The sequence below is a fragment of the Mangrovibacillus cuniculi genome (genome assembly GCF_015482585.1).
GTDB classification, from domain to species: domain Bacteria; phylum Bacillota; class Bacilli; order Bacillales; family R1DC41; genus Mangrovibacillus; species Mangrovibacillus cuniculi.
Genome location: NZ_CP049742.1, coordinates 473,336 through 497,693, shown reverse-complemented (window position 1 = coordinate 497,693; position 24,358 = coordinate 473,336). Strand labels below are relative to the sequence as shown.

The 24,358-nt window shown below is 38.2% G+C and carries 37 protein-coding genes and 1 other annotated feature; of the genes, 15 read left to right on the top strand and 22 right to left on the bottom strand.

Annotated features, from left to right (window positions below; translation table 11 throughout):
- Positions 1-11: 11 nt before the first annotated feature.
- Complete coding sequence (locus tag G8O30_RS02555; protein ID WP_239673432.1) at positions 12-299, bottom strand: ArsR/SmtB family transcription factor; 288 nt, start codon at positions 297-299, stop codon at positions 12-14.
- 300 nt (positions 300-599) lie between these two features.
- Between G8O30_RS02555 and G8O30_RS02550 the strand changes: the two genes are divergently transcribed.
- Positions 600-1,307, top strand: a complete 708-nt coding sequence (locus tag G8O30_RS02550; RefSeq protein ID WP_239673431.1) for a Type 1 glutamine amidotransferase-like domain-containing protein — start codon at positions 600-602, stop codon at positions 1,305-1,307.
- 13 nt (positions 1,308-1,320) lie between these two features.
- Entirely contained in the window at positions 1,321-1,554 is a 234-nt protein-coding gene (locus tag G8O30_RS02545; protein ID WP_239673430.1) for a hypothetical protein, read from the top strand.
- 42 nt (positions 1,555-1,596) lie between these two features.
- On the opposite strand, the gene G8O30_RS02540 is transcribed toward G8O30_RS02545, so the two are convergent.
- Positions 1,597-2,028 carry a hypothetical protein gene (locus G8O30_RS02540; protein WP_239673429.1) on the bottom strand — a complete coding sequence of 144 codons (432 nt, stop codon included), beginning with the start codon at positions 2,026-2,028 and terminating at the stop codon, positions 1,597-1,599.
- Positions 2,029-2,084: 56 nt separating this feature from the next.
- Complete coding sequence (locus G8O30_RS02535) at positions 2,085-2,468, bottom strand: hypothetical protein (protein ID WP_239673428.1); 384 nt, start codon at positions 2,466-2,468, stop codon at positions 2,085-2,087.
- 78 nt (positions 2,469-2,546) lie between these two features.
- On the opposite strand from G8O30_RS02535, the gene G8O30_RS02530 reads away from it, so the two are divergent.
- A complete protein-coding gene (locus G8O30_RS02530; RefSeq protein ID WP_239673427.1) occupies positions 2,547-2,981 on the top strand; it encodes a GNAT family N-acetyltransferase in 435 nt (144 codons plus the stop codon).
- Positions 2,982-3,386: 405 nt separating this feature from the next.
- Here the strand turns inward: G8O30_RS02530 and G8O30_RS02525 are convergent, their stop codons facing one another.
- The gene (locus G8O30_RS02525) at positions 3,387-3,794 is read right to left on the bottom strand and encodes an NUDIX hydrolase (protein ID WP_239673426.1); all 408 of its coding nucleotides are present in this window, start codon (positions 3,792-3,794) and stop codon (positions 3,387-3,389) included.
- A 12-nt stretch (positions 3,795-3,806) separates the two neighbouring features.
- Entirely contained in the window at positions 3,807-4,382 is a 576-nt protein-coding gene (locus tag G8O30_RS02520; protein ID WP_239673425.1) for a nucleotidyltransferase family protein, read from the bottom strand.
- Positions 4,383-4,454: 72 nt separating this feature from the next.
- On the opposite strand from G8O30_RS02520, the gene G8O30_RS02515 reads away from it, so the two are divergent.
- The 3 genes from G8O30_RS02515 (at position 4,455) to G8O30_RS02505 (ending at position 5,699) form a co-directional block, all read left to right on the top strand.
- A complete protein-coding gene (locus G8O30_RS02515) occupies positions 4,455-4,640 on the top strand; it encodes a hypothetical protein (RefSeq protein WP_239673424.1) in 186 nt (61 codons plus the stop codon).
- Between the two features lie 19 nt (positions 4,641-4,659).
- Positions 4,660-5,217 (top strand): hypothetical protein, encoded by a 558-nt coding sequence (locus G8O30_RS02510; RefSeq protein ID WP_239673423.1) that lies wholly within the window; start codon positions 4,660-4,662, stop codon positions 5,215-5,217.
- Between the two features lie 113 nt (positions 5,218-5,330).
- Positions 5,331-5,699, top strand: coding sequence for a hypothetical protein (locus tag G8O30_RS02505; RefSeq protein WP_239673422.1), 369 nt, complete (start codon positions 5,331-5,333; stop codon positions 5,697-5,699).
- Positions 5,700-6,349: 650 nt separating this feature from the next.
- Here G8O30_RS02505 and G8O30_RS02500 read toward each other — a convergent pair.
- The gene (locus G8O30_RS02500; protein WP_239673421.1) at positions 6,350-6,826 is read right to left on the bottom strand and encodes a DinB family protein; all 477 of its coding nucleotides are present in this window, start codon (positions 6,824-6,826) and stop codon (positions 6,350-6,352) included.
- A 185-nt stretch (positions 6,827-7,011) separates the two neighbouring features.
- Positions 7,012-7,197 carry a hypothetical protein gene (locus G8O30_RS02495; protein WP_239674582.1) on the bottom strand — a complete coding sequence of 62 codons (186 nt, stop codon included), beginning with the start codon at positions 7,195-7,197 and terminating at the stop codon, positions 7,012-7,014.
- Positions 7,198-7,293: 96 nt separating this feature from the next.
- Here G8O30_RS02495 and G8O30_RS02490 point away from each other — a divergent pair, with 96 nt between their 5' ends.
- Positions 7,294-7,563 carry a DUF4190 domain-containing protein gene (locus G8O30_RS02490; protein WP_239673420.1) on the top strand — a complete coding sequence of 90 codons (270 nt, stop codon included), beginning with the start codon at positions 7,294-7,296 and terminating at the stop codon, positions 7,561-7,563.
- A 222-nt stretch (positions 7,564-7,785) separates the two neighbouring features.
- Here the strand turns inward: G8O30_RS02490 and G8O30_RS02485 are convergent, their stop codons facing one another.
- Positions 7,786-9,099 carry a hypothetical protein gene (locus G8O30_RS02485; protein ID WP_239673419.1) on the bottom strand — a complete coding sequence of 438 codons (1,314 nt, stop codon included), beginning with the start codon at positions 9,097-9,099 and terminating at the stop codon, positions 7,786-7,788.
- Between the two features lie 43 nt (positions 9,100-9,142).
- The gene (locus G8O30_RS02480; RefSeq protein ID WP_239673418.1) at positions 9,143-9,280 is read right to left on the bottom strand and encodes a hypothetical protein; all 138 of its coding nucleotides are present in this window, start codon (positions 9,278-9,280) and stop codon (positions 9,143-9,145) included.
- Positions 9,281-9,394: 114 nt separating this feature from the next.
- Between G8O30_RS02480 and G8O30_RS02475 the strand changes: the two genes are divergently transcribed.
- A complete protein-coding gene (locus G8O30_RS02475; RefSeq protein ID WP_239673417.1) occupies positions 9,395-10,054 on the top strand; it encodes an HAD hydrolase-like protein in 660 nt (219 codons plus the stop codon).
- Between the two features lie 21 nt (positions 10,055-10,075).
- On the opposite strand, the gene G8O30_RS02470 is transcribed toward G8O30_RS02475, so the two are convergent.
- Complete coding sequence (locus G8O30_RS02470) at positions 10,076-10,474, bottom strand: DoxX family protein (protein WP_239673416.1); 399 nt, start codon at positions 10,472-10,474, stop codon at positions 10,076-10,078.
- Between the two features lie 248 nt (positions 10,475-10,722).
- Between G8O30_RS02470 and G8O30_RS02465 the strand changes: the two genes are divergently transcribed.
- The gene (locus G8O30_RS02465) at positions 10,723-11,190 is read left to right on the top strand and encodes an NUDIX domain-containing protein (RefSeq protein WP_239674469.1); all 468 of its coding nucleotides are present in this window, start codon (positions 10,723-10,725) and stop codon (positions 11,188-11,190) included.
- Positions 11,191-11,772: 582 nt separating this feature from the next.
- Here the strand turns inward: G8O30_RS02465 and G8O30_RS02460 are convergent.
- The 4 genes from G8O30_RS02460 to G8O30_RS02445 form a co-directional block, all read right to left on the bottom strand.
- Entirely contained in the window at positions 11,773-12,258 is a 486-nt protein-coding gene (locus G8O30_RS02460; protein WP_239673415.1) for an NUDIX hydrolase, read from the bottom strand.
- 14 nt (positions 12,259-12,272) lie between these two features.
- Entirely contained in the window at positions 12,273-12,575 is a 303-nt protein-coding gene (locus G8O30_RS02455) for a GNAT family N-acetyltransferase (RefSeq protein ID WP_239673414.1), read from the bottom strand.
- Complete coding sequence (locus tag G8O30_RS02450; protein ID WP_239673413.1) at positions 12,559-12,795, bottom strand: GNAT family N-acetyltransferase; 237 nt, start codon at positions 12,793-12,795, stop codon at positions 12,559-12,561. Before G8O30_RS02450 ends, G8O30_RS02455 begins: the two co-directional genes overlap by 17 nt.
- Before the next feature lie 508 nt (positions 12,796-13,303).
- The gene (locus tag G8O30_RS02445; RefSeq protein ID WP_239673412.1) at positions 13,304-13,642 is read right to left on the bottom strand and encodes a class I SAM-dependent methyltransferase; all 339 of its coding nucleotides are present in this window, start codon (positions 13,640-13,642) and stop codon (positions 13,304-13,306) included.
- Positions 13,643-13,838: 196 nt separating this feature from the next.
- On the opposite strand from G8O30_RS02445, the gene G8O30_RS02440 reads away from it, so the two are divergent.
- The 4 genes from G8O30_RS02440 to G8O30_RS02425 all read left to right on the top strand — a co-directional run bounded on the left by G8O30_RS02440 (position 13,839) and on the right by G8O30_RS02425 (position 16,500).
- Positions 13,839-14,381: a GNAT family N-acetyltransferase gene (locus G8O30_RS02440; RefSeq protein ID WP_239673411.1), complete on the top strand. Its 543-nt coding sequence runs from the start codon at positions 13,839-13,841 to the stop codon at positions 14,379-14,381.
- 6 nt (positions 14,382-14,387) lie between these two features.
- Positions 14,388-14,891, top strand: coding sequence for a GNAT family N-acetyltransferase (locus G8O30_RS02435; protein WP_338040655.1), 504 nt, complete (start codon positions 14,388-14,390; stop codon positions 14,889-14,891).
- Between the two features lie 97 nt (positions 14,892-14,988).
- A complete protein-coding gene (locus G8O30_RS02430; RefSeq protein WP_239673410.1) occupies positions 14,989-15,507 on the top strand; it encodes a hypothetical protein in 519 nt (172 codons plus the stop codon).
- A gap of 96 nt (positions 15,508-15,603) precedes the next feature.
- The gene (locus tag G8O30_RS02425) at positions 15,604-16,500 is read left to right on the top strand and encodes an AraC family transcriptional regulator (RefSeq protein WP_239673409.1); all 897 of its coding nucleotides are present in this window, start codon (positions 15,604-15,606) and stop codon (positions 16,498-16,500) included.
- A gap of 899 nt (positions 16,501-17,399) precedes the next feature.
- On the opposite strand, the gene G8O30_RS02420 is transcribed toward G8O30_RS02425, so the two are convergent.
- The 8 genes from G8O30_RS02420 to G8O30_RS02385 form a co-directional block, all read right to left on the bottom strand.
- A complete protein-coding gene (locus G8O30_RS02420; protein ID WP_239673408.1) occupies positions 17,400-18,026 on the bottom strand; it encodes a hypothetical protein in 627 nt (208 codons plus the stop codon).
- Positions 18,027-18,062: 36 nt separating this feature from the next.
- Positions 18,063-18,308, bottom strand: a complete 246-nt coding sequence (locus G8O30_RS02415; protein WP_239673407.1) for a hypothetical protein — start codon at positions 18,306-18,308, stop codon at positions 18,063-18,065.
- Positions 18,290-18,808: a P-loop NTPase family protein gene (locus G8O30_RS02410; protein ID WP_239673406.1), complete on the bottom strand. Its 519-nt coding sequence runs from the start codon at positions 18,806-18,808 to the stop codon at positions 18,290-18,292. The genes G8O30_RS02415 and G8O30_RS02410 overlap by 19 nt, the downstream gene beginning before the upstream one ends.
- A gap of 22 nt (positions 18,809-18,830) precedes the next feature.
- Complete coding sequence (locus tag G8O30_RS02405; protein ID WP_239673405.1) at positions 18,831-19,235, bottom strand: DUF4362 domain-containing protein; 405 nt, start codon at positions 19,233-19,235, stop codon at positions 18,831-18,833.
- Between the two features lie 302 nt (positions 19,236-19,537).
- Complete coding sequence (locus tag G8O30_RS02400) at positions 19,538-19,873, bottom strand: hypothetical protein (protein WP_239673404.1); 336 nt, start codon at positions 19,871-19,873, stop codon at positions 19,538-19,540.
- 216 nt (positions 19,874-20,089) lie between these two features.
- Positions 20,090-20,452, bottom strand: coding sequence for a VOC family protein (locus tag G8O30_RS02395; protein WP_239673403.1), 363 nt, complete (start codon positions 20,450-20,452; stop codon positions 20,090-20,092).
- Between the two features lie 139 nt (positions 20,453-20,591).
- Positions 20,592-20,888 (bottom strand): rhodanese-like domain-containing protein, encoded by a 297-nt coding sequence (locus tag G8O30_RS02390; protein WP_239674467.1) that lies wholly within the window; start codon positions 20,886-20,888, stop codon positions 20,592-20,594.
- Positions 20,889-20,906: 18 nt separating this feature from the next.
- Positions 20,907-21,269, bottom strand: a complete 363-nt coding sequence (locus G8O30_RS02385; RefSeq protein ID WP_239674466.1) for a rhodanese-like domain-containing protein — start codon at positions 21,267-21,269, stop codon at positions 20,907-20,909.
- 709 nt (positions 21,270-21,978) lie between these two features.
- Positions 21,979-22,195, top strand: a binding site (T-box leader).
- Positions 22,196-22,250: 55 nt separating this feature from the next.
- Between G8O30_RS02385 and argS the strand changes: the two genes are divergently transcribed.
- Complete coding sequence (argS, locus tag G8O30_RS02380) at positions 22,251-23,930, top strand: arginine--tRNA ligase (RefSeq protein ID WP_239673402.1); 1,680 nt, start codon at positions 22,251-22,253, stop codon at positions 23,928-23,930.
- Between the two features lie 64 nt (positions 23,931-23,994).
- The gene (locus G8O30_RS02375; RefSeq protein ID WP_239673401.1) at positions 23,995-24,354 is read left to right on the top strand and encodes a cupin domain-containing protein; all 360 of its coding nucleotides are present in this window, start codon (positions 23,995-23,997) and stop codon (positions 24,352-24,354) included.
- Positions 24,355-24,358: the final 4 nt, after the last annotated feature.

Genomic DNA, 24,358 nt, shown 5'->3' with positions numbered 1-24,358 from the left:
GCATATGTTTCTTATTTGGAAGGAAGAAACACACAACATAGTTCACTAGATAACAAAGATTGAACGCTCTGTTCGTTTAATGAATAATAATTCCAAGTCCCTCGTTGTTCTTTGGTGATTAATTCTGCATCTAACAAAATCTTTAAGTGATAAGATAATTTCGATTGCGGCATTTCCAGAATAGGCGTTAAATCGCAAACACACTGGCTCCCCTTAGTTGCTAAAATATTGATAATGTGTAACCTTTTCTCGTCTGCCAATGCTTTGAACTTTTGTTCGTAAATAGTGAAGTTCGTCATCTCACTCTCTCCTTCCATCAATTTTTCTTGATGTAATTCCATTATATTCTATTGGATGATTTTTGCAACTAAATTAATCAATTTTTTTTGATTAATATATTCAGAAGATGATTTTCCCCATTTTTTACATTCTAACTTATTCTTCCATGGCGGCTTAACTCGTTTGTCGACTTCCTACTCTTCCTAAAAACTCCGCTAAATTTTACAATCAAATTAAACCAAAACATTCCAACAAAATAAAGGGAATTTCCACTACATATCGAATATCTATTAAACCACTCCTAAGAAAGAGGTGTCCTCATGAAACAAATCATTGCACTTGGCGGTGGCGGGTTTTCTATGGAACCAGAAAATCTTGCATTAGACCGTTACATTCTTAACCAAGCTAAAACACCCTCCCCCTCCATTTGCTTTATTCCAACAGCAAGCGGAGATTCTCAAAACTACATCGATCGTTTTTACAAATCTTATCAACAACTGGACTGCAAGCCTTCTCATTTATCACTATTTAACCCACCCACACGTGACTTAGAAGACTTTCTTTTATCTAAGGACATCCTCTTTGTCGGTGGTGGCAACACAAAGAATCTACTTGCTCTATGGAAAGAATGGCACCTAGATATTTATATTAAGAAAGCTTGGGAACAAGGAGTCATTCTATCCGGATTAAGCGCGGGGTCCATTTGCTGGTTCGAACAAGGAGTGACCGATTCTTTCGGAGATGGGTTAGAGCCCATTGAAGCGCTAGGTTTTCTCCCAGGTAGCCATTGCCCACATTATGATGGAGAAATAAATAGACGCCCTGCTTTCCAAAAATTTATTCAAGAAAAAACACTTAAAAACGGCATTGCAGCTGATGATGGTGTTGCCATTCACTACATTGATCAAGCCATACACACAATTGTTAGTTCAAGGAAAGAAGCTCGTGCATATACTGTAACATTTACAGATTATCTTGATGAATCTGTCCTAATTCCAACTTATTTGGATCAAACAATTTCCCAATAAGGAGTGAGTTACTATGAGTAGAAAAATGTTCTTTATTAACTTTTTAGGTATCTATCTTTTACTAAGTATCCCTTTTATGTTCGGCGTAGGCAGTAGCATCACTTGGGTAGAAGAAGCTACTATGTTCCAAAAATTAAACTCTTCTTTATTTCATGGTATTAGCATGTATTTCATGCCAAAACTTATCTTTTCATTCCTAGCTGGATTGTTTTTATTTTACTTTGTTTCCTTAAAGAAAAAAGCCTGAGAACGCAATGTTCTTAGGCTTTTTTAATGGTTTACAATCTGACTATTTTCTCCTAGCCCACACAGTTAAAAGAATCATTAGCCCAGCCATAAGGAACAAAAACTTCCAAACTATCATTGGAATAGTAGTAGGAAAAACTTCAAAATTAGATTCTTTAAATTTATGTTCATATGTAGCTTTCTCGAAAACTCCTTTGGAAATCTCCACTGCAATTGCTTCACTTTTATCTATGCCGACTAAAGAATAATAAGCTGTGCCAACTGGATAAGCATTTGAAAAGTTACCTCCTAACGATTCCATATCAGAGTAGCTAGTGACTTCTCCAATTTTCTCTCCTACCTCTTCCACCGTTTCATCTTGTAAAGAATAAACATTTCCACCCCAAACAACCAATTCATATGCCCATGATGTTGCTTTTGCTTGTAAAGTCGAGAAGAATAAAGCGACTGTTAGACAAACGAAGATCTTCTTCATTAGTATTCTCCCATACTTCTAAAATTTCACTAAACTGCCCTGCAACAAATGATCAATTATGTATCATATAAAATCCCCAGTAACGTCTCCGCTGCTTTTCCTTCCAATTTACCATATCCTTCTGTTGAATTATTACTAATAATAGTAAAGGAATCGTCTGAATTTCTCCAAATACGATAGAGGATAGTTAATTTTTCCAAATGAATGCTTAACATTTTGTCTGGCTCCCTTGACATCTCCGCCTTAACGTTAGGGTCCCAATTGATCTCTTTCCACACTTCGTGGATGATTCTAAGTGCATCTGGATCTTCCATTAACAGTAACTCACCATTTCTATCTTCTAAAACGACTTCTGTTATAGGTAAAGAACCACCTGAATCACAAGCAAAAAGGGACAAAACTAACAGAACGGATAATAACGTCTTATATACTATGATCAACACTTCCAAAAAACTAGACGAATTATCTTTACATGTGTTTCACATTATGGAATTATTTATAAAAAACGAGGTGTGATAATGATTAGAAGATTAACCCTAAGTGATTTGGAAAGCTGTACTGATCTGTATGTAAAAGTATTCAATGCCGAACCTTGGAATGACGGCTGGAAGATAGCTGACGCTCAGGAACGATTAGATATTATTTTTTCCCATAAAACTTTCTTAGGGTTGGGATATTACCATGATGATAAATTACTTGGATTTCTCCTAGGCTACAAAGAAAAATGGATAGATAGCTACCACTTCTATATTCCTGAAATGTGTGTAAAACCATTCCAACAAGGAAAGGGAATTGGTACAAGTTTACTGGAGTATATAGAAACCATCGCAAGTGACGAAAAAATACAACGGGTATACTTACTCACTGCAAAAGAAGCCCCTGCAGAAAGTTTTTACATAAAGAACGGATTTTATCAGAGTCCTAGAATGATTATGATGGCCAAGAAGATGTAAAGGTAGATGCAAATCTAAAAAAGGTACATAAAAACAAATATATTTTTTCGATGTATTCTAGCTAATAATACTGCAGAATCAACGATTTTACAGAATATATCTTTGGGATTGTAGCGGAAGGGGGCGACTCCTACGGGAAAGGTGGGTTACTGAGACCCCACAGGAGCGCGTACTTTCGCGACGAGGAGGGATGTCTAGCTCCAGGTGCGCAGATGCTCGGCAAACTCAGATGGCCCTGTGGTGGCTGAAGAGCTGCCTCCTCGGTCCCTCCAAGTTTGCTGCCGCATCTAAACGCGCGCCTTCCGCTTTTCGATACAGCAGCCCGCCCCGTGGAAAGCGTCCCCCTGCAGCGGAAATCCCTGTGCAGTCACTATTAGTTATTGTCCAAGACTTTTTTATTACTTCTCAGGCCTGTAGACTGTAAGGAGCACTAGAACGCAACAACAATTCCACACCTTCTTCAAAATAAGGCATTAGCGAATTGGCCTCTTCTTTACTTTTCCACTCAACAGCTAGAATTTCTTCCTTTCTGGTGATAACTATCTCCTCACTAAGTACTCTACCTGAAAAAGTGAAAAACAAAGCATGTGCATCAATGTCTCTCATAAATACTTCATTAACAGAAACGAGATCTCCTACTTCCACATCTAATCCGGTTTCTTCTAAAACCTCTCTCTTAGCAGCAACTTTTAACGTCTCACCCTTTTCCACTTCACCACCAGGTAACGTCCAGACACCACTCTCATTCTCTACCATGAGTACTTTTTCTTCTTCATTCACCAACAATACGTATGCTACATCTACTCTTTTCAATTTCATCTCCCCTTAGCGACTCTTAACAACCATATGTACTTTGACTAACGGCCACTTTTCTTCCCAACACTTATCTCGTAAACGCTTTTCATAAATGGCTGATAACTCACCACCACTCTCAAAATCAGGAGTAGGTCTAATCTCCATGTTCCATAAATCATCCACACCCCACGGAACAGTTAAGATGACATTATTTTCTACATCTAATGAAGCCCCAATGGCTGTTGCTGTTTCTGGAAACTTCGAGATTGCATCGGTTGTTGAAATATATGGTGCTTGATTATTTACTACATGCATTCGTGCTTGGTTTTTCACTGACCAAGGGATACCTGGCATCAATGTATATAATTGTGACTCAAGTTCTTTTTCTGAATCCTCATTTACGTTTACTGGATCAAAATAAACAACATCTACATCAGGAAGAATCGTTGGAGCAGGAAATCTGTGAAGCGTGTCCCAAACTTTTGTCCGGATAAACCCTGCGCACACCCACCAGTCTGGGAGGTGCAATTGCTTTACGGCTTTTAACACATCCATCATCGCTTGATCTTTTTCGATTAAAGAAACAATTCCACCAGAATTTCTCATTCTTTCGCCACCTATGGATAACTTTTTGATATGATAGAGTTATATTTTACCATATCCACTGGAGGTACTCGTATGAATTATTTAAACCTACTTGTCTACTGGATCTTGTACCTTGGTTTTTCTTTTATTGCGTACTTTATTACAAGTACCATCTTTCACACAAACGATCCTCTTATCGCTTTCTTACTTTGTATGATTCTAACGTTTTTGCTATTTACCAATTTAGGTAAAGATATAACAGAAAAATTTAAAGATTAGTTCGAGGAGGGTGCTAGCCTTGCAAATGATAGGACAGTTACAAAAAGAAAGGAAATCTTTTTCTATTAGTATCCGTTTCTCCATGACGCTGTTAGCAATCCCTACATCCTTTCTTATTATCTTGCTGTATCAAAACTATGGAGTTTTTCCATTAACGTTCTTCATGAAAGACATACCCATGACTGCTTTACTTCTCACTCTAGTATCTATCATTTTATTTTCTATAGGTTTTCAACTTCTTTTAACAAATAAGTTTTCCAATTGTATTGGTAGTTGTTTGTGTCTGGTAGCAGGAATTATTTTATTGATTTTCTCTCTAAATACTTATGTTTATTTCGATCAGGAGGGTATCCATCATGCTGATTTATGGGATGTGGAAAAAACGAAAGTTGCTTGGGAAGAAGTTGATTATGCGTTAGTAACAGTAGAAAATCGAGAAGCAGTGAAGCTAACTTTTTATTACGAAGATGAAGTGTTTGTGCACGAATTAAATCAATATTATTCTAAAGACTCTTTAACAAATTGGTTTGAAACCGTGGGGCTAGAATATGATGAGAAGATCATTAGAGCTGAATGAGCTTATTGACCTTAAGCCTGAGAAAAATTTCATACTCTGCGCGTTAGTAAAATTAACTTATTATGTTAAAATTTACATACTAGTAGAATAAGTTATTTATAGGAGGAATTTGTATGAATAGAAATGTGAAGAAATTCTTAAATAAAACCTTTATTGCATTGCAAGTAGCTATATTCCTGTTCGCTTTATTCATCAGCTCTTCAACAATGGAAATCTTCAGCTGGTATGAACCGTTAACAATGGGTGCTTTCTTTGCATTACTTGTTGTTTTGCCTTTGCAAGCAATAGTGTCGATTGGCTTATCCTTTTCAAAGAAAAAAATTCAGCTACTTTCCTCACTACATTTACTTTTATTAACTGCTATGATGGTTTGTATGATTATGTTTCAAAATCAGTTATCATGGCTGATGACCTTGGTTTTAGTGGTGCAAGTAATTATTATCACTTTCTTCGTAAAGAAATTAGCAACCAAAGAAAATTAAAGAGGATTCTTGCGGTATACCTGATTGCCGTTTTTCTCTTTCTGCTATACCGCTGGACGCTCCCCTGGTATACCTGAATGCCGTTTTTCGATCTCTGCTATACCACGGCACGCTCCTCTGGTATACCTGTCTTCCGATTTTCTCTTTCTGGTATACCGCTGGACGCTCCTCTGGTATACCTGACTGCCCTTTTTCGCTCTCTACTATACCGCTGGACGCTCCTCTGGTATACCTGACTTCCGATTTTCTCTCTCTGCTATACCGCGGCACGCTCCTCTGATATACCTGACAGCCGTTTCTCGCTCTCTGCTATACCGCGGCACGTTCTTCTGGTATACCTGACTTCCGATTTTCTCTCTCTGCTATACCGCTGGACGCTCCTCTGGTATACCTGACTACCGATTCCCGCTCTCTGCTATACCACGGCACGCTCCTCTGGTATACCCGACTACCGATTCCCGCTCTCTGCTAAACCACGGCACGCTCCTCTGGTATACCTGACTACCGATTTTCGCTCTCTGCTATACCATGGCACGCTCCTCTGGTATACCTGACTTCCGTTTCCCGCTTTCTGCTATACCCCTGGACACTCCTCTGGTATACCTAACTACCAATTTTCATTTTTTACTATACCGCGGCATAAATCAAATCTATCTAAACAAAGTTACCTCTGCCTCAATTCCAAGTTGCACCATCATGTCAAAAACTTGCGCTCGGTGGTGATGGAGATGAGCAATGATTTGGGTGAACCACTCATACCGGCTGTAAACCTCACCCCAATAAGTCGTAAACTCTTCCGCTAATTCCTCTTCTTCTAAACTATAAAAATAGTCCTTGAGATACTTTATAAATCTTTCTAGTTCTTTAATCATTTCTGCTTTACTATTTATTTGTTTCCCCTTATAAAACACCATCATTTGTTCACCAGAATAGCCCTTAGCAATCAAACAATCTGCTTCACCAATAATGACGAGATGCGACAACAATTCTTTTAATGACCTTTTACCTTCAAGAGGTCGATATTCCAACTGATCCACTGAAATACTTTCAATCATCTTACCTATAGTTGCAATACAATACTCCACCTGTTTAAAGGCAGCATCTAAATACAAGTTAATGCTATTCATCTTTCGTCATTCCCTTACCTTCTTAAACGTTGTAGAACTTCTCCTTCAAGAAACCTCACCATACTTCTACCTTACTATTCTTTCTAAAAGTAACAATAGATACAATCATCAGCGCTAAATAAAAAAATAAGCAGCCATGAATCTGAGTGAGACTGATCAATGATTCTTCTCACATCGTTCACTCTTTAGTTACTATCACTCTTCTTCAAATAAAACTTAGCATTGATAAACATTAACGTTCCGAAGAAGAACAACGCTACGACCAACCAACTTGCAATGGCAGAATAAACTCCTTTTAATAGAAATTCACTCACAAGGACTACTGCAACAATGGCAATCATCAAATAATACATATTAAACACATATTTCAATTTAATCACTCCTTACTTATAAAGTAATGTAGAAAAGAATGAAACTTTTCATTCCTAAATATGGTATCTATAGTATAACAAAAAGGAGGCTTTCTTTTGCAAAATAAAACCAATTCCTTATCAGTCGCCACTTTATCATTCAGCATTCTTTCTTTATTCGTACCAATCGGTGGACTCATTTTTAGTATTGTAGCATTAATTCTCGCCAAAAAAGCAAAAGCACAAATTCAACAAACAGCAGAACGCGGAGAAGGACTTATCTTAGCTGGCACTATTTTCTCTTACGTCGGTTTAGCTATTCAACTCATCATTCTATTGTTAAGTATGTTCGGTATACTCACTTACTTTTCTGTGACAACAGGTTAGTATGACAAAGAAAAACAACAACAGCTGGTGGGATAACCTATTTCTAGGTGGATTTTGTCCTTTCTATTAGAAGCAGAAGAAGCTCGGCATGATGAAAAGAAATTCCACTCCATGCTTTTACAATTGTTGTTTGGAGTGATATTTACTGTCCTCGTCTTTGCGGTGGCGTTTTGGATTGTAAACTAAAAAAGTACTTCGGATTCGGTCCGAAGTACTTTTTTGTTATTGATACACTTCCACACCTTTTTCTACTAAGGCAGAAACATCTAGATCTGGCTGGCTTACCGATTCTAAATTTACATATCTTAAATCCGGCAAATCCAATAACGGTTCAATGGAAGTTATGGCTGATTCTCTTAGAGATAAGCCTTGTAGCGTGTCCATGTTACGTAAAGGCTCTAGATCTTTAATCGAATACGCTCCGTTTATAGTTAGGTCAACTAAGGATAAGTTCTCTACGAAGCTTAAATCTTTTAGGTTATTAGCTTGGCTTATAAATAAGTACGATAGTTTATCTTGCAAACTAATTTGTTTAATTAATGAATCGGACAGTTCTGCATTATCTAGTGCAAGCGATTTTAAATTTGGAGGTATCTTCGTTATACTCTCAATAGCTGCAGGATCAAAACTATAAATACTTAGTGAAATTAATTCATCATAACTTTCTAAAGAGATAGGTGATAGTAATGGTTTATTTAACTCAATACTAAGACTTTCTAATCCGCTCGGTAATTTGGAGAGCAGTTTATCTATATTCTTCATTTCTGATGTAATATTGACACTTTTTAGATTTGGTAAATTGGCATACTCGTCCCAATTAGTGTCACCATTGTAACTCGGCACATAAAAATTCTCAATGCTCGTTGGGAGATATGCAACATAGTTTTCCTCAGTTGCATTCCCGCTAAAGTTATTCAATTGGACATTCCTCAAATTTTTCATTGTTTTTAGAACGGGACCGTTAACAAAATGTTCTTCACTCATTAAACTTAAGTTCTCTATCTTTTCATGTCCATTTAAGGCCTGTATATCAATAGCTTCTCTTGTCATGATATTAACAGATATCAAATTAGGAAGATTTTGTATTCCTTCTAATGACGTTAAGTTGCTTTGCATGATAGAAAGGTCTATTAATGAATCGTTACTTCCTATCTCTGTTAGTGATTCTGCCTCGGACAAGTAAGGCAATTGCACTAAAGTAAGTTCTTTCAGATTTGATAAGTCTGGAAGTTCACTCACATACGGCGACTGTATTATAATACTTGTTACATTAATCGCATGTGACAACACAGAGAAGTCTTCGATGTCATAGCTATCAATCACTACTTCACCACTCAACCCTTCCATTTCTTCTATCGTTATTTGTCCATCATTATTTTCATCAATGCCTTGCTGTTTCAAGTACTCCAGCATCGCTTCGTCATGGATTTCTAATGGCTTTTCCCCTAAAGTGAAAATTAATGTTCCCCCGATTAGGAATAAAAATAAAAGGAGAAACGAAAACTGGTTTTTCTTTGATATTTTTATTCTTTTCATTTGCGATCCCCACCCTTTTATACAAATATGTAGATTATTTAATTCACTTCTTTTTTAAAAAGAAGATGATAGACAAAACAAAGAAAATAACCGAAATTGGTATAAAGATGATAGATGATATCGGAGTAAGGATTGGTAATATGAATAAGATAACCGATACTACAAGTAATGTAATTGCCATAGTGATCGCCTCCCTGCTCCAATTATACCTTATTTTCCCATGATATTCCTAGACAGTGGTATACTGAAATTGTTCTAAACTGTAAGAAAACTAGACTTAGGTGGGGAATGACAGATGACAAAAGCTATCATTTTTGACATGGATGGAACATTGTTTCAAACAGATTTAATTTTAGAGCGGGCTTTAGAAGCAACATTTCACATGCTCCGAGAGAAAGGACTTTGGGATGGACCTACTCCTTTGAAAGTGTATCAAAAGATTATGGGTGTGCCGCTTTCTGTTGTCTGGCAGACGCTATGCCCCAACCATTCAAGTGAAGTTCATGAAAGTAGTAATGACTATTTCCAAGAAGCGCTGATTGGATTGATCAAGCAAAAACGGGGAGCTCTTTATGATGATGTGGAGAGTACTCTTGAGGTTCTTTCACAAGAATATACACTTTTTATTGCGAGTAACGGGGTAACGGATTATCTTCAGGCAATTGTAGAAACGTATGAATTACATAAGTTTGTGACAAAGACTTATAGTATAGATTTGATTGCCAATGGGAGCAAAACAGATTTGGTTCGTTTGATCAAAGAGGAAAATGAGATCGTTTTTGGTTATGTAGTCGGAGACAGAATCTCTGATTTTGCGGCTGGTTCCGGTAACGACCTTACTTCCATTGGTGTAAAGTTCGATTATGCCCAAGAGAAAGAACTGCAACAAGCAGATATTGTCGTGGAGAGATTTGAGGAACTTATCGATGTTATCAAGAAGACCGCTCTCGTTTGAGAAAGCGGTCTTTTTAATAGTTTAGAATAGTAATGCGTCAATTGCGTATGCGCCAGGACCGATTAGAGCGATTCCCACTGCTACAGCAATAAGTGTTAAGTTATACTCATATCCGTTTGCAGTAGACCAAAGCCCGTTCGCTGCATGCACTTTAATGATTGCCACGAGCATCGTTACGGCAAGTAAAATCCCTGCCACTGGTGTTAAGAAACCAAGTGCGAACAGTAATCCACCAACAAATTCTGCTAATCCAGCTACTAACGCCATCGTAACCCCTGGCTTCATGCCAATCGAATCAAACCAACCGCCAGTTCCTTTTAAGCCATAACCTCCGAACCATCCAAATAATTTTTGTGCCCCGTGCCCTACAAATAGTAACCCTACAACTAAACGAATAAGTAATAATCCTAGATCCATCATTTTTCATTCCTCCAATGTATTTTATCTTGAATTCGAGATATATAGCTAAAAAAATATAGTTAGAAGATTATCATAAATTCAATTCCGAATTTATCTTGAATTCGAGATAATCATAATCCCAATTACAAACTTTGTCAACGCATTTTTTTTAAAAGTGTTATGGCTAGAAATCTGCTTACTTGGTAATCTATGCTAAAATTTAACTTTAGTGACGGTTGGCAAATAATTTTTTTGAGAGGAGCACAATCATTTTGAACATTAGAAACTCTGCCAAAGCAATTATCCTGGAAAGTAATAACATTCTTTTAACCAAAAATGAAGATCTCGAGGGGTACTTTTACCTCTTTCCAGGCGGTGGACAGGAACATGAAGAAACTTTAACAGACGCTATAAAAAGAGAATGCGTAGAGGAAATTGGACAAGTAATAACTGTGCTTGAGCTACTTCATGTTAGAGAATATATCGGGAAAAACCACGAGCGTGCAGAATTCGATTCAGGTTTTCATCAGGTAGACTTCTTTTTTTACTGTCAATTGGAAGAGACATTTGATTCAGGAGCTGTACCAATTAACCCGGATTCACATCAAGTAGGAGTCGAATGGATTTCCTTGGAGGAGTTAGAGAACTTACGAGTTTATCCTAAGGAGATTTGCAAGCATATCCTTGCACGTAATTCGGGTGGAAAGACAAAGGTATATGTTGGGGATGTGAATTAAGCTCTTTAGGTGCAGCTTGGGCGGTTTGTCGACTCGACTTCTTTTGGGCCATGGCGGCTTCCCCCTTTTGCCGCCTCCTCTGCTTTGGGGCCATTGCGACTTATTCCCTTTGTCGCCTCCTCTGCTTTGAGGTCAGGGCGACTTATCTCGTTTGTCGACTCCTCTGCTTTTGGACCAGGGCGACTTACCTCGTTTGTCGACTCCTCTGCTTTTGGACCAGGGCGACTTACCCCGTTTGTCGACTCCTCTGCTTTTGGACCAGGGCGACTTACCTCGTTTGTCGACTCCTCTGCTTTAGAGCCGTGGCGACTTATACCCTTTGTCGCCTGCTCTGCTTTTGGACCAGGGCGACTTATACCCTTTGCCGCCTTAATTCTATTAGTAATTCGCGGCTTAAGCGCTTTTGCCGCATGATAACCAACCCAAACTCTGCGGCTTCTCTCACTTGCCGCATGGGAACCTTCTCAAATTCCGCGGCTTCTCCCACTTGCCGCATAATAACCTTCTCCAACTCCGCGGCTTAAGCGCTTTTGCCGCAAAAGCAATTCGCCAGTCTAGGTCACTTCTCTACCTTGTCTCATTTCATTTAATTCCCCCCTCGTTATCTCTTTGCTTCTCTACTAATGCTCTAAAATACGACATTATCACAGGTTGGTCAGGTGGACTTAGCTTCGATGGTAATTGTGAAAAAGGAAAAAATCTTAACTCCGCAACCTCTTCATTTTGTTCTACTAGCAAACCAGTATAATCAGCACAAATATAAGTAGCAATTGCATTATAAACCTCATCACCATGAGGATATTTGTAATAAAAGTCCTTACCTGAAAACACGTTATATAGCTTCACCTCATTCGCTATCAAACCAGTTTCCTCTGTCAATTCTCTTTTTGCTACCTCTTCAAAACTTTCTCCTAATTCCATCGAGCCACCTGGCAACCCCCAGCAATTATTATCTCTTCTTAACTGAAGTAAAACTTCTTGTCGTTCATTTAACACCATTACGTTTGCTCCAACCATCATTAAAGGCTGAGTACCTACTACTTTTCTCAAGTTCATTATGTACCCCACTTCATAACCTCCGTTTAACGATTTAATATGCCTATAGCAACTCGAATATCTCCCCACAGATACGTTACTAGGTTCCATTTTTCCTCTGCAATTTCTATCTCCTTACGAGCAAAAAATTCTGCTCCTAAATACTCGTAAAATTTACAAGTTGGGTTATCTTCTAAAACATCTACAAACACCTTATTAAACCCTAATAAAGAAATGTGTGTAAATATTTCCATTAATAGTTTCTTTCCCAGCCCTAGCCCCTGGTATTCTTGCAATACATAAAGAGACGTTAAATCAAGAGATTCTTTATGATTATTTTCTTTTCCCACAATCAGCAAAACCTACTATTTGTCCAGTGTCAGTTTCTATGACAAAAATGTTCTCACCGTTATTTGTGATATTGTTCTGCCAAAGTTGTTTTCTTTTATCATAGGATAAATTATTGAGAAAAGTCTCTGGTAAAATATCTGTATACGTTGTTTTCCAACTGTCTACGTGAACTTTTGCAATTCCATTTGAATCTTCCATTTTCGCTTGCCTAACTAACATCAACTCACCTCGAATCATAATTAGAAATTTAAGGTAATTATAACATCTTATTCATAAAAAAAGAGCCCTCATCTCCCAGGCTCTAATCTGTCTTTCAACTTATTAAATTTTTCTATAATCACAACTGTTTGACCCAAACTAATGAAGAAAACAAAGAGCGCAAAACCGAGTTGGATGTACTTTGTTTGCCTTGCATATCGATTTATCGTAAGTGTTTGGTATTGAGAAACCAAAAAAGCAACGATGATTTGTAGGGTACTAATTATACCTATGTATTTTTTCATATTTCCCTCTCTAAACTATGACCTTTGACAGTAGCCATTTCTAGTTTGAGTAGAATTCTGGAAAATATACGAACTATCCTCTCATACACTTAAAAATCAGTACAACTGGAATCCTCTTTCGACGTTCAAACTCTGGTTCGTTTGAAAAATTCTCTCTAACCGGGAAACCTTCACGTAAATCTTTCACGTCAAAACCCGCAGTCCTTAAACAAGGAAAATAACTCTCAATTGTCCGATGATATTTTACCACTTGTTCGTCTATCCACGGTTCCGTTCTTTCGCCTTTTTTTAAAATAGTCGTCTACAATCCAGTTTTCTCGTCTTTCTCCAGACTGCTTACTAATGAAAGAAGAAGTAGTAACCGGATGTTGAATACTGAAAATAAAGTGCCCATCTTGATTTAAAGTAGAATAAATCTTCTTAAACAAAGCATTCAAATCCTCAATATAATGAAGTACAAACCTAGAAGTAACAAGATCAAAAGTCTTTTCCTCAAAAATAAAGTTCTCTAGTGTCTCACGTATAATGGTACTTTTAGTGTTACCAAGATTTCGTCGAGCCACCTTGCCCCCTCGACCGATTCCCATATACATCAAGTATAACATTTATTTCCTTCCATAATCAGACTTTCATTTCCTGAAATAACTGATATTCTTAACTATATATTTCCATGTAATAGAAGAAGAAATCAGTCATAGAGGGCAAATAAGCCTGATCAAACGTTTGATCAAGACTAATTCAGTGAAAGCAGGAAAATAAATGGTACCTAAATTAGAAACAGAACGCCTTATCCTTCGAGAAATTAAACAAAAAGATGCTCAAGCATTGTTCTCTATCTTCTCTTTAAAAGAAGTTACGCAGTATTACGGCCAAGATACGATGAAAAGTGTGGAAGAAGCAGAGAATCTAGTAGCTATGTTTCAAAAAGGTTATGAGGACAAACGCGGAATGCGCTGGGGAATCGAATTGAAAGATCGCCCTGGATTAATTGGTACAATCGGCTTTAACAATTTACTCGGTAAATATAAACGTGCGGAAGTTGGATACGAGATTCACCCTGACTTTTGGCGAAGCGGGTACACTTCGGAAGCAGTGAGAGAAATGGTAGATTACGGCTTCAACAAGCTGAACCTTACTCGAATCGGAGCAGTAGTATTTTTAGAGAATGAAGCTTCCAACAACCTGTTAAGGAAATTAGGATTCCAAGAAGAAGGCATCCTTCGTGACTACATATATCAAGATGGACAGCCAAATGACGTGTTTATGTATTCTATTTTAAAAAGCCAAAGAGACGATTCCTGAAGGAGAATGATGATGTTTGTTAGAGAATGCAATATAGATGATGCAGAAAACCTTGTTCAACTAATCGGAAAGGTAGAGTCTAGTTCTGAGTTTATGATGTTTGGTGCGGGAGAACGATCTGTAACCCCCGAAGGTCAGCGAAAGATGATTAGTCACTTTCAATCGAGTCCTAATTCTACTATTTTACTAGCAGAAAACAATAACAACCTTGCTGGATATTTGGTGGTGATCGGAGGCGATGTAAAAAGAAAGCAGCACTCAGCACTCGTAGTGATTGGCATTAATGAGAAATTTAGAGGCCAAGGTGTTGGAACTTTGTTATTTGAAGAAATGGAACGTTGGGCAAAAGACGTTCCACTCAACAGGTTAGAGTTAACTGTTGTTTGTGAAAACCTTTCTGCAGTTCATTTATATAAAAAGATGGGATTTCAAGTGGAAGGCACAAAACGGAATTCTCTTTGCATTGATGGAAAATATTTTGATGAGTTTTATATGGGTAAAATTATTTAAAGATCGCGGGCATAATTAGTAAATTATTACTATTATGAAAATATTTGAATCCCCCTCTATTCTAGTTTCGTATTACTAGATACGGAGGGGATTTTTTATGAGAAACAAATGGTTTTTAGCATTATCGATTAGTCTAGCTTGTATTTTTATTACAGCTTGTAGTGAAGAATCTGCTCAAACGACAGCTATTAAGGATGTTTTACAAGCGCAATTTAGCGCTCCAGATTTGGAGTTAGCGGAAATTATCTCAGAAATGAAACAAATCGATAGCGAGACCCACTCAGTTCAAAAATTAGACGAGTACAATAAAAATGTTTATGGAAATTACTTTGTTGAGGATGCATTTGTTTCTTTCATAGGATCAAATGGATATGCTTATGCGCAAACAGCAACGATGAATAACCACACGCTTAATTTAGAAAACGTAGAAATTACACAGGACAAAGACTTTCCAGAGTTGTATAACTTCGTTGCTGATGTGATTGTAGATAAAGATACCGCTGACGAAGTGCAGACAGAAGTGGAAGGTAAGGTGAGTTTTTCTAAGAAAGAAGAAGATAAAATTGAAGCTATAAAGTATACGAATGATAATGGATTGAGTGAGGTATTGAGGTAATTTTTGCAAATAGCTAACTACAATCTATAAGATAGCAACAATGGTTAATTTTTCTTCAACATTCCCTGATAATCTAAAAGCAAGGTAGGTGATACGATGAGTTATGACAAGGATATTCAGCACTCACTGGATTATATTGAGGATCATTTAGACGAACCATTATCGCTAAAGTGGCTTGCAGAAGTCGCTAATTTTTCTCCCTTCCACTTTCATCGCGTTTTTCAAACGATGGTTGGGGAATCTGTCATTGAATATGTAAGAAAAAGACGGTTAACTGTTGCTGCAGAGAAGATTTATTTTACGAATCAAAAGATAATTGATATTGCGTTAGAAGTTGGATTTTCTTATCAAGAATCGTTTAATCGAGCTTTTAAGAAACAGTTTGGTGTGAGCCCTCTGCAATATCGTCGTGCTCATCAGCTTTCTGGTCCTTTCAGAAGTAAAGCCTACTTAAAATCTTATCGTATAAAAGGAGAGCTATCGATGGAACCTAGTTTGAAAAAAGTTGAAGGATTTTATGTAGTTGGTTATGAAGTGAAGACAAAGAATGTTGACGGAGAAAATAATTCAGATATTCCTGCTTTTTGGCAACAATACTTGCAAAATGACCTTGGTGAGAAGATCCCTTCTCCTCTTAATCCTTATGAAGAATTAGGTATTTGTACAGATTTCCAACCAGAGACAGGTGAGTTCACCTACATTATTGGAAAAAGAGTGGCAGAGGGAACAACGCCGCTTGCTGGAATGGTTTATCGAACATTTCCGGAGCAAGAATTTGCGATTTTCACCACACCTCCTGCTGACGACAAATCATTTATCCCAACGATTCAATCAACTTGGAACAACATTTTCAGTACCTGGTTTCCGCAGTCAGATTATGAGCATAGCGGCACTTTAGACATCGAACTGTACGATGAGCGTTGTCATGTTAACGAGAATAAGAAGATTGATATCTATGTGCCCGTGAAGAAGCGAGCTGCGATTGTAAAATAAACTGAAATGAAAAAGAAATGACTAGCATTTGCTTTAGTCATTTCTTTTTGTTTGTTACGAGACCAGTAACAACTCATCGTTAGCCGTTGGGTGTGGCTTGTTTTTAGATGAGTCTCATTATATTTTAATCAGTTAGACTTATGAGAAAAGCTGCCGTGGTATATCTAGATTGTCGTTTTGGGTTTCCCCTATACTGCTGGACGTTCCTCTGGTATACCTGTATCACTGTTTTCTGCTTCTGCTATACCGCTGGATGCTCCTCTGGTATACCTGCATCACTGTTTTCTGCTTCTGCTATACCGCTGGACGCTCCTCTGATATACCTGCATCACTGTTTTCTATTTCTGCTATACCGCTGGACGCTCCTCCGGTATAACTGAGATGTTGATTTCGACTTCTGCTATACCGCGGAAACTTTTTGTGGACCACGTAACCCTAGTTTTATAACTTCACGTTCTCCACAAGACAGTCTCCCGGGACACCTAACTCCACTTTTCTCGCTTCAGGTGCTCCACAAGACACTCTCCTGGGACACCTGGCACCACTCTCCACGCTTCAGGTGCTCCACAAGACACTCTCCTGGGACACCTAACTCCGCTTTTCTCGCTTCAGGTGCCCCGCAAGACGCTCTCCCGGGACACCTAACTCCACTTTTCTCGCTTCAGGTGCTCCACAAGACGCGCTCCTGGGACACCTGACTCCACTTTCCTCGCTTCAGATGCTCCGCAAGACACTCTCCTGGGACACCTAACTCCACTTTCCACGTTTCATGTGCTCCGCAAAACGATCTCCCGGGACACATAACTCCACTTTTCTCGCTTCAGGTGCTCCGCAAGACGATCTCCTGGGACACCTGGCACCACTTTTCTCGCTTCAGGTGCTCCACAAGACAAGACCCATCAACCTAACTTCTCATTCACTTCTTCATTATATCTCTGAATAATCTCTTCCCTATCCGTTACCCCATACTCTTCTTCTAAAATTGGCCTCAATTTCATCCAAATCAAATTCTTCTCATACAACTCTCGGTCATATTCATGATTCAATTCTTCTAAAGTTAAGCCAAGCGCTTCAGCATACGCTTTATGTGCTGGAAGATCGCTCGAATCTGGCCCTTCCTTGATATAGTTATCTATCTCTTCATCCGTAACCTCTACCTTATATTTCTCATATGCGATGTCCTTCCAAACTTTTTCTTCGTTCATTGTTTGCCTAGCCAATTTTACCACCTGCTCATCCGGCAACTCTTCCGCATAAGCAAGCTTTTCTTGAGCTAATGTTCGGACAATCCATTTCGTTAACTCTTCGTCTTCATTAAACTCTTTCGCTTCTGTAACAGCTTCATCAAACACTTTCTTATAATCTTCATATGTATACGTTTCTGCAATTTTCTGCTGTTCTTCAGGTGTCTTCATCTTAATAGAAAATTCGCTTTTCGGCTCTTCTGGCTTTTCTACTTGCTCCTCTTGGCAACCGGTAAGTAGTAAGAATACCGCCCCAAGAATGACTAGATGTTTTTTATCCATCGTCTTAGTCCTCCTTTGACTTCGTACTCCTTCTCTTTATGGGCAAATTTTTGCTTCTGTAACCATGAAACAAATTGATGCTCTCCAATTAGACACATTGAAAAACAAGATGCCAATAGAAGTAGTCGAAGGAGCTAACCATTCTCTAGAACTAACGCCCATGAATACTTGCGCCTCTGTTGAAGTTATAAGAGAAATGATTGACTGGTTACATAGTTTAATAAAGTAAAAGAAAAGAGCTGCTAACAAAGATATCTTCTTCGTTAACAGCTCTTTTTCCATTCCCTTTTCACAAGCATTGTTGCCTCGTCCTTACTCTTCACAACGACTATCTTACTCTCAAATCCCCTACACATTCTATAAAGAGATGCTTTTCCGTTACGCTCAAACTGCGCGTCCCACTTAAACATGTTCATAAAAATCTTCCACGATGGCTTGTAGTTAGCCTTTTCTAATTTTACTAACTGACGAAAAAATCTCTTTATAATTCTGTACCGCCTTACTTTTGAAGGAGGATCTAATAGGATAATGAGGTGGACTTGTTGTAAAGAAGATGCGATCCACTCTCTTGTATGTACGCCTTCTATTATCCAGTTTTCGGTAGCTACTATTTTCTTTACTACCTTTAGAATCTCTAGATCAGACCTTCTGTGATCACCATACGGATTCCTTTCCCAAACAAAATTGTCAATTTCATAGTTTGGTATGGATAAATCCGCAGCAAGTTCTCTAGCCAAAGTAGTTTTCCCGCTGCCAACAGAACCTATTATATGTATATTCACTATTTTCCCCTCACTCAAAACCCTATAAAACCCACTTATCCCCTTCACATCCACTCAATCGATAATCCAACGACCTCTCCACCTCGTTCACATCAATCTTCTTACACTGCACAGTGGAGAATTCTCTCAAACCGTTACTATCTCTTCTCTCATCTTTGGTAGTAGTAATATTTTCCCCGTCAAAATCAAGTGTCGTTACTATCGGTGCTCCTTCTTCCGTATAGGTAATAATTCGCACAGTTGATTTGATTCCTTGTTTCACTTTCTCTTCAAACTCTTCTAAAAAACTACCATTTTTAATATTGCCTTGTTCATCTACAATGTCTGTTCCTAGTGTTGTTAACTCAGGGATAGCTGTCTCCCAATTCTCTTGTGTAGTGCTACAACCAACCAATAGAAGCAGACAAAGAAACATATACTTCTTCATCCTATTACCTCCTTGTTACCCTGCAAGTCTACTATTCAATAAATTTATTATAACAGATATTTACAGTTAGATTTCTTAATAAATTCTTAAAGTTATTTTCCAGAAAAAGTCCCTTCGTCAAAAACAAAGGGTATTATGATTCCCTATTAAAATTTGCTGATGAAATTCAACCAACATGCTTAAATTTTTAATTATATAGAATGAGGGCGAGATACATTCCTAATAATAATATTCACATAAAACAAGATATTTAAAGTTATTGTTAATAGATTATAAATGCCATTCAATGCAATTCCTCCTACTCAATAATTCCCTTTTCCAATTACAGATTTTCTATCCTGACCTAAGAACACAGTAAGATTCCCCTCATTATCAGTTTCTGTTCCTCGAAATATAACAGCATGTACTTTATCATCTTTGTAATCATTAGGAAGATAAGACTTTATTGTTTCATCTACGCTCAACACTTGCACACTCGAATCTTTTGGGCTCACAGGTATTTGTTTTTGCTCTTCTCTAGTCAACGAATTATAAGCTACCATTTCTAGAGGAAGTTCATTTGAAGATCCTACTAAATCACAGCCAGTAATCAATATGCTTACTATTATTAAAGTTACTATATGTATTGTTTTTTTCATCGTTATCCCTCCACATCAACAGACGACTCTCAAACCATAAAGTTACATAATCACTTCTATATTCCAATATTTCAGCGGTATGATTTTGTCTATCAAAGGGTGATTTCGAAAAATGTTGTAGAGTTAGAAGAGGAGGAAGAATGGATAATATAAAAAAAGCGACAAAAGTCCGCCCAGAGCTCAAACTTTTGTCGCTTTTAAATAAAGAACATATAGCTAAATCGCCTGAATCATCTCCACACGATTCCCAAACGGATCACGGAATTCAAAACGATCATATCCCTCAATTGGAATAGATTCTATCATCTCAATCTTATGTTCCTGAAGTTTGTCTCTCCAATACTTCAAATCATCCACTTGGTATGCTAAATGAGCTTTTGTTTTTGCTCTATCCATACCATCTTCTGTCCCAACATGAATTTCGTGTGGACCAGCTTGCAGCCAAAATCCACCTCGTCCCTGCAGGCTTTTTGGCTTTTCTTTCTCCTTGAGGCCCAAAACCTTACAATAAAAGTCTCTTCCCTCTTCTTCTTTTCCTACTGGTATCGTCAACTGAACATGGTGAATTCCTAAAATCATTAAACACCACTCCTCTCCACTTAACTATAACCTTTATTACAATAATTAGTAAGAAAGTAGAACGAATGAAGCTTCATAAGAATTGCTTATATATGACAAAAAAGTTGGCTAGAATCACTCTGCCAACTTTTCTAATCTATCATTTTGTTTCGCCATTCCAATCCAACATACCGCCAGTCATATTCGTAACAGTGTATCCGCGACTCTCTAAAAGTTCATATGCACGAGCACTTCTTCCCCCAGAGCGACACACTATAATGTAGTCTTTCTCCTTATCTAGCTCATGAAGACGGAACTCTAAAAGACCAAGAGGAATATGGATTGCACCTGGAATCATCCCTTCCTTTACCTCTTCCACTTCTCTTACATCTATAATATTTACGCTCTTACCTTCATTCAGAAGCATTTTGACTTCACTTGTACTTAATTTTTTCATCATTATCTACTCCCTTCATTATTTCCAAGCACTCATGCCACCACGGACATTAGTTACTTTTTCAAACCCCAACTTTTTTAATACCTTACTAGCATTCTGGCTTCTCATTCCACTTTGACAAATTACTACAACTTCTTTTTCTTTCACTAATTCCTTCTCTGCTTTTTGCTTCAGTTGATGCAAAGGAATATTCTTAAATTCTCTGAGATTAAAACCTCTATACTCACCAGATGTACGTACATCGATAAACTGCTTATTTTTATCTTTTAACTCATTTTTCAAATCCGCTACGGAAATCTGTCGCACGCCTTTAATCGGCATAAACTTCATAGACATTGCTGCAATAACTATCCCAATTAATACATAACCAATGTAATCCATAAGAATCACCATTACCCCCTAAGGTATATTTTAGAGTAAAAATTTTTACCCCCATAGGTATACATCATAGTGTAATTCCCTTGCATAGTCAAGCAGACAGACACTCCATACGATCCAAAGATGAAATAAATATTCTAGATTAAAATGATTAAATGAAACGCTCCTTGCCTAAAATGCAATTAAAGTCGAATTAAGGAGACGAGATGGATGAAGAACGTTAAGTATAACTTCCAAGTATTGCTCATTAGCATCGTCCTGTTTCTTATAGTCCTTCACATTGGCAAAACATTACTAGAGTCACTTACATGAGTAACACTTTATGATGTTAGCCTATTTTATAATTCACTTTGGCGGGGTTCGTGATCATGAAGATGTCACTGGACCCTTTGTTGTGTGTTTTTGGTCACTTTTGGTTGGCTTCTGCACACTTTCCCGCTGCTTCTGCTCACTTTTCCCCGCACTCTGCACACTTTCCGCTACTTCTGCTCACTTTTCTCCGCACTCTTCACACTTTCCGCTGCTTCTGCTCACTTTTCTTCGCACTCTGCACACTTTCCGCTGCTTCTGCTCACTTTTCTCCCCACTCTGCACACTTTCCCGCTTTTCCTCTAACTTCTATCCAACTTCTGCACACACCAATCACCAATTTAAAAAATAGTAAATAACTATTGAAATATTTCAAAAGTTCCCTATAATGATACTAATATCTGTAAAATCCATGATAAAGAGAGTAGTTAGTTGCGAATGTTTTAGCGAGCCAAGGTTGGTGGGAGCTTGGTGCAGAGCAATTGATGAAGCGCACTTTGGAGATGCTTTCCCGAACGGTAGTAGGGAACAGCCGGGGTCTGCCTCGTTAACAAATCGAGTGGTTTGCAAAAACAAGTAGAGTGGTACCACGGGACTAATCTAAGAATCCCGTCTCTTATTTTATAAGAGGCGGGGTTCTTTTTGTTTTTCTACACTAAAATTGGAGGGATAAAAATGCATATTGTTAATGAATTAGCACATGTTCTTTATCAAACGCTAGACGGAAAGCTTACGGAAGAAAAGATCCAACAAATGATTGAGAAACCAAAGTATGAGCACTTAGGTGATTACTCGTTTCCGTGTTTTGAATTAGCAAAAATCCTTCGAAAGTCTCCTAACGTAATCGCACCAGAAATCGCAAACGAGATGCAGTCACCAATTATCTCCCACACAGAAATAGTTGGTGGATACGTGAACATTTTCTTGCAGCAAGAGGTCATTGCAACATCTGTTTTAACTTCCATTTTACAAGAAAAAGAATCTTATGGAACTGGCAGCAGTGGGAACGACAAGGTTGTCACCATCGACCTATCCTCCCCCAACATTGCAAAGCCTTTCTCCATGGGGCACTTGCGTTCTACCGTTATCGGAAATTCACTTGCTCTACTAGCAGAAAAACAAGGATTTCAAGCAGTTCGCATTAACCATCTCGGAGATTGGGGCACGCAGTTTGGAAAACTAATTGTTGCTTATAAGAAATGGGGAAAAGAAGAAATCGTCAGAGAGAACCCGATACAGGAATTATTAAAGTTATATGTTCAATTTCATGAAGAAGCAGAGACTGCTCCGTCTTTAGAAGATGAGGCACGGGCTTGGTTTAAGAAACTGGAAAATGGAGACAAAGAAGCCCTCGAATTGTGGGAGTGGTTCCGTCATGAGTCTTGGCAAGAATTCCTTAAGATCTATGACATCCTTGGTATTAAGTTCGATTCGAATGATGGTGAAGCGTTTTACAACGACAAAATGGATCGAGTGGTGAAACTGCTGGAAGAGAAATCCTTGTTGAAAGAATCGGATGGTGCACAAGTAGTTGAACTAGAAGATTTACCACCTTGTTTAATTAAAAAGTCAGACGGAACAACTCTTTATGCCACTCGTGATTTGGCGGCTGCACTTTATCGTCAAGAAACATATGAGTTTGATCAATCACTGTATGTTGTTGGAAATGAGCAGTCATTACACTTTAAGCAAGTATACAAAGTGTTAGAGAAAATGGGTTACGATTGGCACAGTGGATTGAAGCATATTCCGTTTGGGATGATGTTGAAAGATGGAAAGAAAATGTCTACTCGTAAAGGGAAAGTTGTTCTACTGGAGTCTGTCTTGAAGGAAGCAATGGAACTCGCTCTTACCAATATAGAAGAGAAAAATCCTGGTTTAGTAAATAAAGAGGCAGTTGCTAAGCAAGTGGGAACTGGTGCTGTGATCTTCCATGATTTAAAAAATTATCGTTTGCATGACATTGAATTTTCATTAGAAGATATGTTGAAATTCGAAGGTGAAACGGGGCCTTATTTACAATACACGCATGCTCGTGCTTCGTCGTTGCTTCGTAAAGGGAATTTTGAACCTGAAGGAGATGCTTCTCATCATCTACCTGAAGCTTGGCAAGTAATTATACAGTTATATGCTTTTCCTGAAGTTGTTGCACGTGCCTGGTCTGAATATGATCCATCGCAAGTAGCCAAGTACTTAATGGAATTAGCTAGAGCGTTCAATAAGTTTTATGGTTCTGTTCGTATTTTGGATGATACTAAATGGATGCAAGCGAGAATTACCGTCGTGTTTGCGGTGACTGTTGTTTTGAAAGAAGGCTTGCGACTGTTGGGGATGACTGCTCCTTTGGAGATGTAAAAAAATTCAAGGGATTTTTACTTCATCGTCGAATAAATTCCATATACCATCCTAGGAGGTTATCATGATTATTTTTTCATTTGATCAAAGCGTTTCAAAGAGAATTACGAGATTTGATTCCAATTTTGCTATGAGTAGAGTGATTCAGACGACGAAACCTGCTCATGTGGGTTGTATGTATCTAGAGGAAAATGGTGTTATCGGTTGGCATCAAGCTGTAACACCTCAACTTCTTCTTATTTTACAAGGAGAAGGTTTGGTAAAGGGTGCTGATGAAGTGTATGCCAAAGTAAGCGCTGGAGATGCTGTATTTTGGGAGAAAGGCGAGTGGCACGAGACGAAAACGGAGGCTGGATTAACTGCGATTGTGATGGAGAGTGAGGAGTTGGATCCAGGGTTGTTTATGTCGGTTAGGACTGACTGAAGAG

What these genes read in the sequence shown, in the direction of transcription:
- G8O30_RS02555 (WP_239673432.1), bottom strand. Translation starts at nt 299, where the DNA reads ATGACGAACTTCACTATTTACGAACAAAAGTTCAAAGCATTGGCAGAC.
- G8O30_RS02540 (WP_239673429.1), bottom strand. Translation starts at nt 2,028, where the DNA reads ATGAAGAAGATCTTCGTTTGTCTAACAGTCGCTTTATTCTTCTCGACT.
- G8O30_RS02530 (WP_239673427.1), top strand. Translation starts at nt 2,547, where the DNA reads ATGATTAGAAGATTAACCCTAAGTGATTTGGAAAGCTGTACTGATCTG.
- G8O30_RS02430 (WP_239673410.1), top strand. Translation starts at nt 14,989, where the DNA reads ATGAGAAACAAATGGTTTTTAGCATTATCGATTAGTCTAGCTTGTATT.
- argS (WP_239673402.1), top strand. Translation starts at nt 22,251, where the DNA reads ATGCATATTGTTAATGAATTAGCACATGTTCTTTATCAAACGCTAGAC.
- G8O30_RS02505 (WP_239673422.1), top strand. Translation starts at nt 5,331, where the DNA reads ATGAATAGAAATGTGAAGAAATTCTTAAATAAAACCTTTATTGCATTG.
- G8O30_RS02400 (WP_239673404.1), bottom strand. Translation starts at nt 19,873, where the DNA reads ATGAAAAAAACAATACATATAGTAACTTTAATAATAGTAAGCATATTG.
- G8O30_RS02405 (WP_239673405.1), bottom strand. Translation starts at nt 19,235, where the DNA reads ATGAAGAAGTATATGTTTCTTTGTCTGCTTCTATTGGTTGGTTGTAGC.
- G8O30_RS02425 (WP_239673409.1), top strand. Translation starts at nt 15,604, where the DNA reads ATGAGTTATGACAAGGATATTCAGCACTCACTGGATTATATTGAGGAT.
- G8O30_RS02375 (WP_239673401.1), top strand. Translation starts at nt 23,995, where the DNA reads ATGATTATTTTTTCATTTGATCAAAGCGTTTCAAAGAGAATTACGAGA.
- G8O30_RS02435 (WP_338040655.1), top strand. Translation starts at nt 14,388, where the DNA reads ATGATGATGTTTGTTAGAGAATGCAATATAGATGATGCAGAAAACCTT.
- G8O30_RS02485 (WP_239673419.1), bottom strand. Translation starts at nt 9,099, where the DNA reads ATGAAAAGAATAAAAATATCAAAGAAAAACCAGTTTTCGTTTCTCCTT.
- G8O30_RS02440 (WP_239673411.1), top strand. Translation starts at nt 13,839, where the DNA reads ATGGTACCTAAATTAGAAACAGAACGCCTTATCCTTCGAGAAATTAAA.
- G8O30_RS02550 (WP_239673431.1), top strand. Translation starts at nt 600, where the DNA reads ATGAAACAAATCATTGCACTTGGCGGTGGCGGGTTTTCTATGGAACCA.
- G8O30_RS02415 (WP_239673407.1), bottom strand. Translation starts at nt 18,308, where the DNA reads ATGGAAAAAGAGCTGTTAACGAAGAAGATATCTTTGTTAGCAGCTCTT.
- G8O30_RS02545 (WP_239673430.1), top strand. Translation starts at nt 1,321, where the DNA reads ATGAGTAGAAAAATGTTCTTTATTAACTTTTTAGGTATCTATCTTTTA.
- G8O30_RS02420 (WP_239673408.1), bottom strand. Translation starts at nt 18,026, where the DNA reads ATGGATAAAAAACATCTAGTCATTCTTGGGGCGGTATTCTTACTACTT.
- G8O30_RS02480 (WP_239673418.1), bottom strand. Translation starts at nt 9,280, where the DNA reads ATGGCAATTACATTACTTGTAGTATCGGTTATCTTATTCATATTACCA.
- G8O30_RS02395 (WP_239673403.1), bottom strand. Translation starts at nt 20,452, where the DNA reads ATGATTTTAGGAATTCACCATGTTCAGTTGACGATACCAGTAGGAAAA.
- G8O30_RS02515 (WP_239673424.1), top strand. Translation starts at nt 4,455, where the DNA reads ATGAATTATTTAAACCTACTTGTCTACTGGATCTTGTACCTTGGTTTT.
- G8O30_RS02475 (WP_239673417.1), top strand. Translation starts at nt 9,395, where the DNA reads ATGACAAAAGCTATCATTTTTGACATGGATGGAACATTGTTTCAAACA.
- G8O30_RS02390 (WP_239674467.1), bottom strand. Translation starts at nt 20,888, where the DNA reads ATGAAAAAATTAAGTACAAGTGAAGTCAAAATGCTTCTGAATGAAGGT.
- G8O30_RS02520 (WP_239673425.1), bottom strand. Translation starts at nt 4,382, where the DNA reads ATGAGAAATTCTGGTGGAATTGTTTCTTTAATCGAAAAAGATCAAGCG.
- G8O30_RS02470 (WP_239673416.1), bottom strand. Translation starts at nt 10,474, where the DNA reads ATGATGGATCTAGGATTATTACTTATTCGTTTAGTTGTAGGGTTACTA.
- G8O30_RS02385 (WP_239674466.1), bottom strand. Translation starts at nt 21,269, where the DNA reads ATGGATTACATTGGTTATGTATTAATTGGGATAGTTATTGCAGCAATG.
- G8O30_RS02500 (WP_239673421.1), bottom strand. Translation starts at nt 6,826, where the DNA reads ATGAATAGCATTAACTTGTATTTAGATGCTGCCTTTAAACAGGTGGAG.
- G8O30_RS02450 (WP_239673413.1), bottom strand. Translation starts at nt 12,795, where the DNA reads ATGTTAGTTAGGCAAGCGAAAATGGAAGATTCAAATGGAATTGCAAAA.